Raw genomic sequence first — 12,803 nt, 5'->3', positions numbered from 1 at the left:
CCGTCGCGTACCGTCGGCCCCCGTACGAACCCGGCCGGGGCTCCCACCCCGGCTCGGGAGCCGGTGCCGAACCAGGAGACACCTCATGGCCGACCCCGTACCGGGACAGTCACCCTTCCGCGACGCGCGGAGCCCGGAGGAGGAGCCCGCGCCGCACGCACTGCTCGGACCGGTGACCGGCCTGCTGGGCACCTGGGCCGGCGGCGGAGACGGCGGATACCCCACGCTCGACGGCGACTTCGCCTACCGGCAGCAGGTCACCTTCAGCCACGACGGCCGCCCCTTCCTGCACTACGAGGCACGTGCCTGGCTCGTCGACGCGGACGGCACCCCGCTGCGCCCCTCCGCACGCGAGACCGGCTGGTGGCGGCTGCAGCCCGACGGGCACGTGGAAGCGCTGATCACGCAGCCCACCGGCGTCGCCGAGCTCCTGACCGGCCGGGCCGGCTCCGGCTCGGCCGACCTCGTCAGCGGGCAGGTGGCCCTCACCCCCACCGCGAAGCACGTCGACGCCAGCCGCCGCCGCTACACCCTCACCGACGCGGACACCCTCGACTTCCACCACGACCTGCAGGCCGTGGGACAGCCGATGCAGCGCCACCTGTCGGCCCGTCTCCACCGCACCCCGGCCCCTTGACCGGATCGGGCCGCGCGGGGATTGTTCACGGCTTCGGAAGCACCTGCTGAACAATCCCCGCGGTGCTTCGCTGAAGGGTCCGACCACGTGAGCGCCCTGCGGGCGGCGACCCGACCCCCGCCACCGGCCGCTCGCAGCCGCCGACCCCGGGGGAGCCCGTCCGTGCCCGACACACTCGGCTTCGACACGCTGCTCGCCGACGACGGACTCTTCGCCCGGTTGCTCGGCACGACGCGCACGGGTCGTCATCGCAGGCCGCTCCACGGCCCGGACCTCCCCGTGGTGATCCTGGTCGGCGGCCCGGGGATGGGAAAGGGACGGTTGCTGCGCTGCATACGGGAGGAGTTCGGCCCGTACGTCCCGACCGCACAGATCGACTGCGGGTCGTCCGTGCACCGGGCCCGGGCCGCTCAGAACCCGGCGACCCGCACCGAGGCGACCGAGGCGCTGCGTGAGCTGGCCCTGCAACTGCACGCCTGGCAGGGTCCGGGCGGTGCGGTGGCCACCCCCAGGTTGTACGCGGGGCTGGTGGCGGTCGCCTCCGGCGGTGAGCCGGGCGGTGCCGAGTCGCTGGCGGAGGTGCAGCGGCACGAAGGGCTGCTGCCTCCGGGCTCGTTCTGGCGCGGCGTCCTGAAGAAGGCCGTCAAGGGATACCTGAGCGCCCTCGGCGGGCTGGTGGCCGGGCAGGCCACGGTGCCGTTCACCACCGCGGTGCTGGACGAGCTGTTCGCACGCGTGTCGCCGGAGGGCAACACCGCCCTCGAGGAGTGCTACGGCGCGTATCCGGGCGCGGGCGGTCAGCCGAAACTGGGCCTGCACACACTCGCCGGCGACTTCCGGCAGGACGGCGCGACGCGCGAACAGGCCGAGGGCTTCCTCTTCCGCGCGCTGCGCCACGACGTGGAGGCCGCCTACGGCGGGGCTCACGGATGGCTGCTGCGCACCGGCCGGCCCGCGCTGCTGCTCGACCGCGCCGACTGCGCACTCGGACGCCACCTGCTGAAGCCGGTGCTGGAGGACCGGGAGGCGGGCCGCCACGACCGGACGCTCGTCGTCGCGACGGCCCGCCGGGAGGACGGCGGACGGTTCCTCCACGGCCCCGGCCGGTCCGGCCTCGCCGCCGACGGGGCGCAGCCGTGGAACCCGGGGGAGGGCGGGCTGCCCCGCTGGAGCCGCCCCCCGGGAGGGGTGCCGGGCCTGGCGCCCCTCGCCCGCGGCACGCTGCTCGTCCGCATGCCCGTCCTGACGCCGGAACAGCAGCGCGACGAGACGGCCCGGACGCGGAACCCGGGGCAGCGGCCGGACAACTCCGGGCCGATGCGCATCGACGCCGGCGTCCACCGGCTCAGCGCCGGACGCCCGTCGGTCGTCGTCCAGCTGGCCAGGGCCACCGGTGCCCTGCGGTCGCCCCGCTCGCACTGGGAGCTGCTGGACGCGCCGATACGGCCACCGCACGAGACGCACGGCGACGGCCGGTCCGACCGGCCCGTGGCCGATGTCCTGCTCGACGAGCTGATCGACGACCACCTGCCGGAAGAACTCCCGCCCGAGTACCGCGGCGTCTGGCTCGACGTGCTCAGCCACCTCTCGGTGGCGCACGGCACCGAGTGCGCGCAGCTCCTGATGGACGAACGCAAAGCGGCGGAGCACCGCGACGAACACCTCTCCGCGTACCAGATCGCCGAACTTCTCGCCGACAGCGGCTGGCCGGGCTGCCCCCGGCACTTCATCGGCGACCTGGGACTGCGCCACCTCCTCCTGCGCCGGCTGTACCGCCTCGAACGGGGCGGCGGCGCCTGGCGGCGGGACCATGAGCTGCTCTGGCGCCACTACCGAGCGATCCCGGGCGACGCACCCGACGACCTGTTCGGGTCCGCCGTCGCGCACGGTCTGCACCACCGCCTCGCCGCCGGCGACGAGCGGGCCGCCGACGCCGTCGTCGACCACCTCGACCGGACGGTCGCCACCCGGGACACCGCACAGTGGGCGGCGGAACTGCTGGGCGTCGCCGAGGCTCCGTTCCTCGCCGAGGACCGCGACGACCGGCGTGCCACGGCCCTCGGCCGGATCACCCCGCCGGGCGACGTGCGCCGCCGCCGGATCGCCCGGGTCCTGCACGCCGTCCGCCTCTGCGAGGACCGGATGCACACGGCCGACCCGGAGGTGGCCGGTGCACTGCGCCGGCACCTGCACCACCTCGGTGACGAGTCGTCACACGGAACGGAGGTCCTGGTGCGTCTGGCCGGGGACTGGGAGGCGCGAGCGGCCGCCGGACAGCCGCTGAAACCGTGCGTCTGCACGCAACACCTCAGGTAGGAGGAGCACCGTGAAGGACTGGCTCTACCGCACGTTCCTGCTCAACCGGCTCCGCAAGGCCCTGTCGGCGGCCGGTGCCGTCGCGCTGCTCCTCCTCGGCCACCTCTTCGTGCCCGACGCCCTCGACCGGTTCCACCGCTGCGCCGACGGCGTGCGGGAGATCGACGCCGAATGCATCGGAGTCAACGGCTCCGGATACGACTTCGGCACGCCGGGGATCGGCAAGGTGGCCGACGCCGTCGCCGCGGAGAACCGGCGGATCGCGTCCGTGCCGCACGTGACCGTGGCCATGATGCTTCCCCTCCAGCCCGCGAGCCGGGCGGGGCAGGACCAGCTCCGCAGCGACCTCCAGGGCGCCTACCTCGGCCAGCGCCGGGCCAACCAGACCGGGGAACTGCCGAAGCTCCGCCTGGTGCTGGCCAACCCGGGAAGCGGCTACCGCCACCAGGAGGAGGTCGTGGACCGGCTCGCGGAGATGGCACGCTCGCCGCGGCACCGCCTGCGCGCCGTCACCGGCTTCAACCTGAGCCTGTCGGAGACCGAGGCGGCCATCGACCGGCTGACGAACGACCTGGGCATCCCCGTCCTCGCCAGCCGCGTGAGCGCCGACGACCTCGCCAACGACGAGACCGGACCCCGCCGCTTCGACGGCCTGGCACGGGTCATCCCCACCAACGGCCGGCAGGCCGACGCCCTCGCCGCCTTCCACGGCGACCTGCCGGACCGCCGGACGGTGCTGGTGACCGACACCCGGCCGAACGACATCTACGTGGCGTCCCTCGCCGACGCCTTCCGCCGCGACGAGCCGGGGCGGCCGGGCCCGAAGGACCAGGAGTTCGAGTCCCCCTCCCTCGACGAGGCGGGCAGCACCGGCAACGACTTCTCGCTCATCGGGCACAACATCTGCCAGTCGGAGGCCGAGGTCGTGTACTTCGCCGGCCGGCCCGTACACCTGCGGCTCTTCGCCCTGAAACTGGCCGAGGTGCCCTGCGGCGACCGCCACTACACGGTCGTCAGCGGCTCCGGAGCCGCCACCCTCGCCCGCTACATGGACGAGGGGGACTGGCGCACGCTGCGCGGCGACGACGCGGACGAGCCGCTCGTCACCGTCCGGTACGCCGCCCCCGGCCATCCGGACGCCTGGGACGCCGAACTCCGCGCCTGGCGGGCCGCGCAGCAGGAGGGTCCGTCGGCCGAGCAGCCCCCCGCCCACCTGACCCAGCCACAGGAGGAACTCCAGCGCCTCGAGGAACTCCTCGCCCGGGAGGAGCCCCGGATGGGCGACGGCGACCTCCAGGACTCGCGCACCATGCTGGTCTACGACGGAGTCCGCACCATCGCCCGCGCGGTGTTCCTCGCCCACTCCGGCCCCGGCACGGACGGCCCGGTCCCGCCCGCGGAGCGCGTCGCCGCCCAGTGGAAGCGGCTCGAGTCCCAGCACCGGGTGTACGGCACCAGCGGCTGGATCTGCCTCACCAACGCCGGCAACCCCTACAACAAGCCCGTCGCGGTCGTCGAACTCGCCCCCGGCGACCAGGAACTGGCCTTCGTCGGCCTCGCCTGGCCCGAGAGCCGTCCCCAGCCGCCCGAGTGCGTCGTGCCCAGCCACACCGGCTGACGGGCGGCAGGGGGCGGGGCCGCGCGACCGCGACGCTCAGTTACGACAACATGACCCTCTGCAAAGTAAGATCGCATCTACGTAAGGACGCATCTGCCTGAGAAGTTCTGCCGGTCCGCCGGAAGCGGACTTCATCTCGGCACGGTGACGACGCTTCCCCTCGAGTCCGGGGAGCGGTCCCGATCAACGACGTGAACTCACTGTTCCAGTCTGCGAGGTGAGGGCCCCGAGGTGAGCGGCGTCGGTGGAGAGGCCGGGCGGGGACAGCTCCGGGGCGTCGGCGCGTGACGGGTTCCGGAGGCGACACGACCCCCCGTGCGTGCCTCGAGGTGTGCCCGCCGGTAGACGTCGATAATCGTTTTCATTACAGTGCTACCGTTCTCGTTCCCGGTGACCGCGCGACTCCGCGTGTCGCGGACCGGAGCCATGTCGTCGCACTGAGGGAGCAGCATGTCCACACCCCGCAGCCGCAGGAACTTCCTCGCCCTGGCGGGCACCGCGAGCACGGCAGGAGCCCTGGCGCTCACCGGCTGCGGCGCCGGGACGGGGAGCGGGAGCGACGGGGCGAAGGGCCGGCCGCAGCGCGGCGGGCGGTTCCGGGCGCTGTTCACCGGGGGAGGCGAACGGGAGACCATCGACCCGCACGCCGAGGCGCTGGCCATCGACATGGCCCGCACCAAGGCCCTGTTCGACCGTCTCGTCGAGCTGGACGCCTCCATGGCACCGGTTCCGCGGCTCGCCACGAAGTGGGAGTCCGACGCCGAGGCGACCGTGTGGCGGTTCACACTGCGGGACGCGACCTTCCACGACGGGAAGAAACTCGTACCCGACGACGTGCTGTTCAGCCTCGCCCGCATTCTCGACCCGAAGGCCACGAGCCACTTCGCGCAGTCGCTGCTGTCCGTCGTCGACCTCAAGAAGAGCCGCAGCATAGGCAAGAACACCGTCGAACTCCGGCTCACCAGGCCGTCCGCCGATTTCCCCTCCCTGCTGGGCACACTCGGCACCGCGATCGTCAGCTCCCGCTACGACGACCCCTCCGAGCCCGTCGGGACCGGTGCCTTCCGGCTCACGTCCTTCCGGCCCGGACGGTCGTTCACCGCCGAACGGTTCGACGACCACTGGGACGGCGGCGCCTACGTCGACGAACTGCGCATCCTCTCCGCGGAGGCCGAGGCCCGCGGCAACGCCCTGCGCGCCGGTGAGGCGGAGTACGGCTACGAGATGACGCCGACCTTCGCCCGCACGGCGGAGGCGGACGGCTCGGTGCGCATCGTGACGGCCGAGGCCGGCACCGCGCAGGCGATCGTCATGAAGTGCGACCAGGAGCCCTTCGACAACCCGGACGTCACGCTCGCCTTCAAGCTCCTGGCCGACCGGCAGAAGCTGGTCGACGTGGTGCTGGCGGGCCGGGGCACGGTCGGCAACGACATGTTCGGCAAGGGCTACCAGTACTACCCCGAGGACGTCCCGCAGCGCCGGCGCGACGTCGCCGAGGCCCGCTCCCTGCTGAAGAAGGCAGGGGTGCTGAACAAGACGTTCTCGATCTTCACCTCCTCCGTCGCCGCCGGTTTCGTCGAGGCCGCCACGCTGTTCGCCGAGCAGGCCGCCGACGCCGGGGTGCGGCTCAGGATCGACCAGGGCTCCTCGGAGACCTACTTCAAGGACCAGCTGACCAAGGGCGCAATGGGCAGCCACCGCTCGGGAGCCATGACGATCCCCAACTACCTCAACGACCGGATGCTGACGGAGTCGCCGTTCAACGCCTCCGCATGGCGCCGCCGTGACTTCGACAAGACCTTCGCCGAGGCGCAGTCGACCACCGACGAGGCGACCCGCACCCAGCTGTACGGCGAGCTTCAGCGCACCGTTCGCGACGAGGGCGGGCTGCTGTTCTGGGGCCACGCGGACTGGCTGAACGCCGTCGCCTCCCGGGTCGGCGGCGTCAAGGAGGCCCCGCCCAACACGATGGACTCGGGCCGCTTCGACAAGGTGTGGCTGGCCTGACGATGCGCGGGTACGCCTTGCAGCGGCTCGCTCTGGGAGTCGTCCAACTCGCTCTGCTCGCCGTCCTCGTCTTCGCGCTGACCTCCCTGCTTCCCGGTGACGCCGCGGACGTCCGCAACAACGAGGACGCCACACCGGAACAGGTGCAGGCGCTGCGCGAGCAGCTCCAGCTCGACCGGCCGCCCCTGGAACGGTTCGGGGACTGGGTGCACGGCGTGCTCACCGGTGACCTCGGCACCTCCCTGGTCAGCGGTGGGCCCGTGCTGGACGTCCTGGCCGGGTCTGCGGCGGTCACCCTGGTGCTCGCCGCGGTGACCCTCGCCGTGGTCGTGCCGCTCGCGGTGCTGCTCGGGGTGCTCTCAGGGCTGCGCGAGGGCGGACGCCTGGATCGCGCCGTCACCTCCCTGACGCTCACGCTGAATTCGGTTCCCGACTTCGTCCTCGCCCTGCTGCTGGTGGCCGGCCTGTCCCTGCGGCTCGGCTGGCTCCCGGCAACCTGGGTCGGGGTGGGTGCCGCCGAACTCCTGGTGCAGCCGGCACTGCTGGTCCTGCCGGTCACCGTGGTCGCCGCCCGGATGATCTGCCTGCTCTCCCGGCAGGTGCGGGCAGGGATGGTGACGGTGCTCCAGGCCGGCTACGTGGCCCAGGCGCGCCGGCTGGGCGTGCCGCGCCGGACGCTGCTGCTGCGGCACGTGCTGCCCAACGCGGCCGTCCCCGGCATCCAGGAGCTCGCCCGCGTGGGCGACAACCTGGTGGGCGGCGTACTGATCGTCGAGGCCGTCTTCGCCATCCCCGGCGTGGCCACCGCCATGGTCAGCGCGGTGGAAGCACGTGATGTGCCGACGGTGCAGGGGCTGGCGCTCGTACTCGCCGTCGCCGCGCTCCTCTTCAGCCTCGCGGCGGACCTGGTCTGCCATCGACTCGTTCCCCGAACGGAGGTGCTCCGGTGAAGGCGAAGAGCGTGACGGTCTCCCTCGGCGGCATGCTGCTCCTGCTGCCGGTGGGGCTCGCGCTGGCCGGCCCGCTGGTCGCCGCCGTCCCGGAGCCCGGGGCGGCCCTGCCCTACGCGAGCAGCGGTGGGGTGCACCCGCTCGGGACGGACGGCCTGGGCCGCGACGTGCTGGCCCTGCTCCTGCACGGTGGCCGCAGCGCGCTGGGCATGGCGCTCGGTGCCGTGGCACTCGCCTACCTCCTCGGTGGCTGTGTCGGCCTGCTGGCGGCCTCGGCCCGCAGCCGCTGGCTGGACGAACTCCTCATCCGCCCGCTGGACGTGCTGCTCCCGCTGCCCACCCTCCTGGTGATCAGTGTCGTCGCCGTGGGATGGCGGGGATCGCCTCTCGCCATCACCCTCGCGGTGGCTTCCGTCAACGTGCCTCCGGTCGCGCGACTGGTGCGGGCAGCCGCTCTGGACGCCGCCAGCAGCCCCGTCGCCGAGGCGCTGCGGCTGCAGGGCGAGTCCCGGGCACGGGTCCAGCTCGACTGGGTGGCACGTTCGGTGCTGTCCCCGGTCGCCGCCGACGTCGGCACCCGCATCACCCTCGCCGTGTTCCTGGTCGGGTCCGCGAACTTCCTGGGCCTCGGGCTGAGCCCGACGGCGCCCGACTGGGCGGTGAGCATCGCCCGGAGCCGTGAGGGCCTGCTGCTCCAGCCGTGGGCACTGGCGGCACCCGCCGCGATGCTCGTCATGTTCACCGTGGGCATCAACCTGCTCGCCGACCACAGGCTGGCGCGCTCCCGCCGTATCCGACAGGAGGCCGCTCGATGACCCCGCAGGCGCCCGTGGTCTCCGCACGCGGGCTGACAGCCCGGGTGGGGAAGACCCTGCTCCTCGACGCGGTCGACTTCGACCTGCACCCGGGACGGGTCACCGCCCTCGTCGGGCCCTCCGGCAGCGGCAAGACCACGGCGGCCCTGGCCCTGCTGGGCGAGGCCGGCCCGGGGGTGAGCCTCACCGGCAGGGTCACGGCCGGCTCCGTCACCGTCGTCGACGGGGACGGGGTGACCCGCGACGCCGCCGGGATACCGGGCCGCGTCGTCGCCTACATGCCCCAGCACCCGGGCAGCGCCCTGAACCCGGCGCGGCGCACCGGGACCGTGCTGGCCGAACTGGCGCGGCTGCACCACGGGCCCGGCACGGGACCGGTGACCAACGCGCTCCAGGCGGCGCAGCTGCCCACCGGCCGGGACACGCGACGACGCTTCCCCCACCAGTTCTCCGGCGGACAGCGCCAGCGCGTGGCGCTCGCGCAGACCCTCGTGTGCCGCCCCCGGGCACTGGTCCTCGACGAACCGAGCACCGGCCTCGACACGGTCACCCGCATGCGGCTGGCGGAGGAACTGGCGGGCCTGGCCCGTGCCGGCCTGGCGGTCCTGTTGCTCAGCCACGACCACGATCTGGTGCGTGCGCTCGCCGACCACGTCGTCGTCCTGCACCGCGGACGGGTGACCGCGGCGGGGGAACCGGAGGAGGCACTTCCCCCTCGACGGCCCGTGACCGCCGAACGGCACACCCCTCACGACGACTTCGGCCGGCCCCCGGTGCTGGAGGTGCGCAACTTGACCGCACATCTCCACGGCCGCGGCCGTGGGCGTCTACTGGACGGAATCGGGCTCGAACTGCCCGCAGGCGCGTGCCTCGGCGTCGCCGGCGTCTCCGGAAGTGGCAAGACGACACTCGCCCGCTGCATCGCCGGCCTCCACGAGCGCCACCGCGGCGAGGTGCTGCTGGACGGGACCCCGCTTCCCGTACTGCGCCGCCGCTCCGCGGAGCAGAAGCGGCGCGTGCAGTACGTGTGGCAGGAGGTGCGCACGTCGTTCGACGAGCGCCGCCCGGTGGCGGAACAGGTCGCCCGCACCGCCGTACGGCTGCGCGAGGTGGAGCCGGACCGTGCCCGGGCGGAGGCGCGTGACCTGCTCACCCGTCTCGGGCTCGCCCCCGGCACCGTCGAGCGGCGCCCCGGCGGCCTGTCCGGAGGCGAACTGCAGCGCGCGGCCCTCGCCCGTGCCGTGCTGGCCCGGCCGGACGTGCTCGTCTGCGACGAGATCACCACCGCCCTCGACCCCGACGCGACCCGGGCGGTCCTGGACGAACTCGCCCGGCTGCGCGGCGAGCACGGCACGGCTCTGCTCTGGGTGAGCCACGACCTGGAACTGCTCTCCGCCGTCGCCCACCACCTCGTCGTCCTCGACGGTGGACGCATCGTCGAGGACGGAACCCCCGAGGAGGTCCTCCACACGCCCCGAACCCGTCAGGCCGGAGAACTCGTCGGCGCGTCGGACCTGAGCAGAACACGGCTGAACCCCGCGGTGGCCGCGCCCGCGCCCGGCGCGTGACCGCACCTTCCCCCCCACCCAGTCCCGATCACGGAGGACACATGACCGACCGGACCACAGCGGACGTTCCCCCCTCCCAGGACGCCGTCCGCGCCCTGCTCGACGAACTGCCCGACACCCTGCCCCGCGACGAGATCCTGGCCCTCAACAGCTCCTCGTCCGACATCCACACGCAGCGCGCGTACTCCTACAACGGCTGGTCGTTCGAGCTGCCGCCGGGGGTCTTCAGGCCCGGTGACACCAGCCGGATCATCCACGACCGCATGCTGGACGGCACCATCGCGCTCGCGGGACGTTCCTACGCGGCGATCGGCGTCGGTCTCGGCGTGGAAGCCGTGATCGCCGGAGTCACGGGTGCCCGTGAGATCTGGGCTGCGGACATCCACCCGGACAGCGTGGCCACGGCCCGCGCCGGATACGAACGTCTCGTGCCCCACCGGCCGGACACCACCTTCCGGCCGCTCGTCTCCCATCTCTTCGAGGAGTTCCCGGACTCCGCCCGTCTCGACGTCATCACCTTCAACCCGCCGGCGGTCAGCACCCGGACCAGTGACGACCCGACGGTCATCCGCAACGTGTGCGTGGGCATCGAGATCGTGAGGCGCTTCTTCGACCAGATCGAGGACCGTGATCTCCTCGCGCCCGGCGGCGAGGTGTACCTCATCGTCTCCAACACCTCCGAGCTGAAGAACATCGTCGCTCACGCGATCGACGCCGGGTTCACCCCGGAGGTCGTCCACCGGCAGACCTGGGAGGGCGACAACTGCCAGGCGTACCTGTTCAGGATGCGCCGCGGACACCAGGCCTGAGCGGGAGACACCGACCATGTACGAGCACATAGCCGAAGCACTCAAGGAACCCGACCTCGTCAGGATTCCGCCCGGAGCGGTCTGCGTCCGATTCGAGACGATGAAGCTCTACTCGGCGCTCGGCGCCGTCCGCCACCTGCTGGAGACCGGACAGGTCGCCCCCGGCGACACGCTCGTCGACAGTTCCAGCGGCATCTACGCACACGCCCTGGCCCTCGCCTGCCACCGGTACGGCCTGCACTGCCACATCGTCGGCTCCACCACCGTCGACCGCACGCTCCGCGTCCAGCTGGAGGTACTCGGAGCCACCCTCGAACAGGTCCGCCCGTCCAAGAACCTGCGCCTGGACCAGAACCTCCGCGTCGAACGGATCGGCGAACTGCTGAAGAAGAACCCCGACTACCACTGGATGCGGCAGTACCACGACGACATCCACTACCTGGGGTATCGCGACGTGGCCGCGCTGATCGGGGACGCCGTACCCGAGGGCCCCCTCACCCTGGTCGGAGGCGTCGGCACCGGGGCCTCCACAGGAGCGATCTCCACGTACCTGCGCGAGGCGGGACGTCAGGTCACCCTCACCGGCGTGCAGCCCTTCGGCAGCGTCACCTTCGGCAGCGAGCACGTCTCCGACCCCGACATCATCATCGCGGGCATCGGCAGCTCCATCCCCTTCGACAACGTCCGCCACCACCTCTACGACCGCATCCACTGGGTGAACTTCGACTACGCCATGTCCGGCGCCGTCGAACTCCTCCGCGCCAGCGGGATCTTCGCCGGCCTGTCCGCCGGAGCGGCGTACCTCGCGACCCTCTGGGAGCGTGCGCGCGACGACGCACCCACCTACGTCTTCCTCGCAGCCGACACCGGGCACCGCTACGTCGACACCGCCTACGCCCACCACTGCAAGGCCCTCGGCCTGGGCTCGATGTCCCCGCACGAGGTCACCACCCACGACGACCTGCGTCACCCCTGGTCGGTGATGGACTGGCCGCCCGGCGAGAGCGCACGCGCGCGTGACGAGTCCGTCCTCGTCCCCGGAGCGGCGTGAGCTCCCGCCCGGCACCGCGGGTCCCGACGCGCGGGCCCGAGACCGCTCCGCACTCCCGCGTCACACAGGACGGCTGAGGCTTCCTCACCCGAGCGATCCTCCGACCGATCGCCCTCCCAACCGAGCCCCGACCGGCCTGCCCCCGACCGCCGAACCCCCCCGACCCCCCGACAGAAGAGAGTCCGCATGCCCGCCCCACCACCCCGGTCCACAGCCTCGCTCCGCCAAGCAGTCCTCGACGGCGTGTACGGGCCGCCTCCCGCAGATTTCACCGTGACCAGCGCGTTCTGGCTCCACCACACCACCCGCCTCGCGGGCAGCCAGGTCACCTACCGCAACCACTACCTCCTGCTGCGGTCCGGGAACGTCTTCGGGGCATGCTCCTTCGAAGCAGGCGACCTCGACCCCGACTTCTGCGCGGACGCCTCCGGCCACACCCTCGACGAGCTCATCCGGCACGAGAAGCCCGCCGTCGGCGTCGCGGCTCTCGACGCCTATCTGGCCCGCCTCCAGCCGCACTCCGCGCATCCCGGCGCGGAGACCGTCACGCTCCCGGCCGGGACACCCGATGTGCGAGCCCGGGCCAGGGACGCCGCAGTCGCCGGCCTTCTCGACATCCCCGAAGGCGCGAAGGTGGCCCTGATCGGCGTCGTCAACCCGCTGGTCGCGGCGATACGCGACCGGGGCGGCGTCCCCCTGCCCTGCGACTTCAACCTGCGGACCACCAACTGGGGCGATCCCGTCACCGACGACATGCACGAGGTGCTCGCCGAGGCGGACGCGGTGATCGCCACCGGCATGACCCTCGTCAACGGCAGCTTCGACGACATCCTCGACCACTGCCGCAAGCACGGAACACCCCTCACCGTCTACGCCCACAGCGGCGGCGCCGTCGCGCGGGCGTTCCTGGGCGCGGGCGTGACCGCACTCTCCGCCGAACCGTTCCCCTTCTCCCAGTTCAGCGCCGACGAGACCGCGCTGTACCGGTACCGGGCGGTGACGTCATGAGCAGCGGTGCCGAGCGGTTCGGGA

General features: G+C 72.7%; 10 protein-coding genes. All 10 read left to right on the top strand.

Annotated features, from left to right (window positions below):
- Positions 1-85 precede the first annotated feature (85 nt).
- The 10 genes from RM572_RS21530 (at position 86) to RM572_RS21485 (ending at position 12,779) form a co-directional block, all read left to right on the top strand.
- Positions 86-637: a nitrobindin family protein gene (locus RM572_RS21530; RefSeq protein WP_311675026.1), complete on the top strand. Its 552-nt coding sequence runs from the start codon at positions 86-88 to the stop codon at positions 635-637.
- A gap of 162 nt (positions 638-799) precedes the next feature.
- Complete coding sequence (locus tag RM572_RS21525) at positions 800-2,953, top strand: hypothetical protein (RefSeq protein WP_311675025.1); 2,154 nt, start codon at positions 800-802, stop codon at positions 2,951-2,953.
- Positions 2,954-2,963: 10 nt separating this feature from the next.
- Positions 2,964-4,571: an ABC transporter substrate-binding protein gene (locus RM572_RS21520; RefSeq protein ID WP_311675024.1), complete on the top strand. Its 1,608-nt coding sequence runs from the start codon at positions 2,964-2,966 to the stop codon at positions 4,569-4,571.
- A 450-nt stretch (positions 4,572-5,021) separates the two neighbouring features.
- On the top strand, positions 5,022-6,578 hold the full coding sequence (locus RM572_RS21515; protein WP_311675023.1) for an ABC transporter substrate-binding protein: 1,557 nt from the start codon (positions 5,022-5,024) through the stop codon (positions 6,576-6,578).
- 2 nt (positions 6,579-6,580) lie between these two features.
- A complete protein-coding gene (locus tag RM572_RS21510) occupies positions 6,581-7,528 on the top strand; it encodes an ABC transporter permease (RefSeq protein ID WP_311675022.1) in 948 nt (315 codons plus the stop codon).
- Positions 7,525-8,343 carry an ABC transporter permease gene (locus RM572_RS21505; RefSeq protein WP_311675021.1) on the top strand — a complete coding sequence of 273 codons (819 nt, stop codon included), beginning with the start codon at positions 7,525-7,527 and terminating at the stop codon, positions 8,341-8,343. The genes RM572_RS21510 and RM572_RS21505 overlap by 4 nt, the downstream gene beginning before the upstream one ends.
- Positions 8,340-9,911: an ABC transporter ATP-binding protein gene (locus RM572_RS21500; protein ID WP_311675020.1), complete on the top strand. Its 1,572-nt coding sequence runs from the start codon at positions 8,340-8,342 to the stop codon at positions 9,909-9,911. Before RM572_RS21505 ends, RM572_RS21500 begins: the two co-directional genes overlap by 4 nt.
- A gap of 41 nt (positions 9,912-9,952) precedes the next feature.
- Positions 9,953-10,720 (top strand): class I SAM-dependent methyltransferase, encoded by a 768-nt coding sequence (locus RM572_RS21495; protein ID WP_311675019.1) that lies wholly within the window; start codon positions 9,953-9,955, stop codon positions 10,718-10,720.
- A 16-nt stretch (positions 10,721-10,736) separates the two neighbouring features.
- On the top strand, positions 10,737-11,771 hold the full coding sequence (locus RM572_RS21490) for a pyridoxal-phosphate dependent enzyme (protein WP_311675018.1): 1,035 nt from the start codon (positions 10,737-10,739) through the stop codon (positions 11,769-11,771).
- Positions 11,772-11,957: 186 nt separating this feature from the next.
- On the top strand, positions 11,958-12,779 hold the full coding sequence (locus RM572_RS21485; protein ID WP_311675017.1) for a Rossmann-like domain-containing protein: 822 nt from the start codon (positions 11,958-11,960) through the stop codon (positions 12,777-12,779).
- Positions 12,780-12,803: the final 24 nt, after the last annotated feature.

The organism is Streptomyces hazeniae, from assembly GCF_031845485.1.
Taxonomy (GTDB): Bacteria; Actinomycetota; Actinomycetes; order Streptomycetales; family Streptomycetaceae; genus Streptomyces; species Streptomyces hazeniae.
The sequence above is the reverse complement of the archived record's forward strand: the minus strand, read 5'-3'. Positions and strand labels throughout refer to the sequence as shown.

Excerpts from the sequence above, each read along its gene's own strand:
- RM572_RS21530 (WP_311675026.1), top strand. The coding sequence starts at position 86 with ATGGCCGACCCCGTACCGGGACAGTCACCCTTCCGCGACGCGCGGAGC.
- RM572_RS21515 (WP_311675023.1), top strand. The coding sequence starts at position 5,022 with ATGTCCACACCCCGCAGCCGCAGGAACTTCCTCGCCCTGGCGGGCACC.
- RM572_RS21510 (WP_311675022.1), top strand. The coding sequence starts at position 6,581 with ATGCGCGGGTACGCCTTGCAGCGGCTCGCTCTGGGAGTCGTCCAACTC.
- RM572_RS21500 (WP_311675020.1), top strand. The coding sequence starts at position 8,340 with ATGACCCCGCAGGCGCCCGTGGTCTCCGCACGCGGGCTGACAGCCCGG.
- RM572_RS21495 (WP_311675019.1), top strand. The coding sequence starts at position 9,953 with ATGACCGACCGGACCACAGCGGACGTTCCCCCCTCCCAGGACGCCGTC.
- RM572_RS21490 (WP_311675018.1), top strand. The coding sequence starts at position 10,737 with ATGTACGAGCACATAGCCGAAGCACTCAAGGAACCCGACCTCGTCAGG.
- RM572_RS21485 (WP_311675017.1), top strand. The coding sequence starts at position 11,958 with ATGCCCGCCCCACCACCCCGGTCCACAGCCTCGCTCCGCCAAGCAGTC.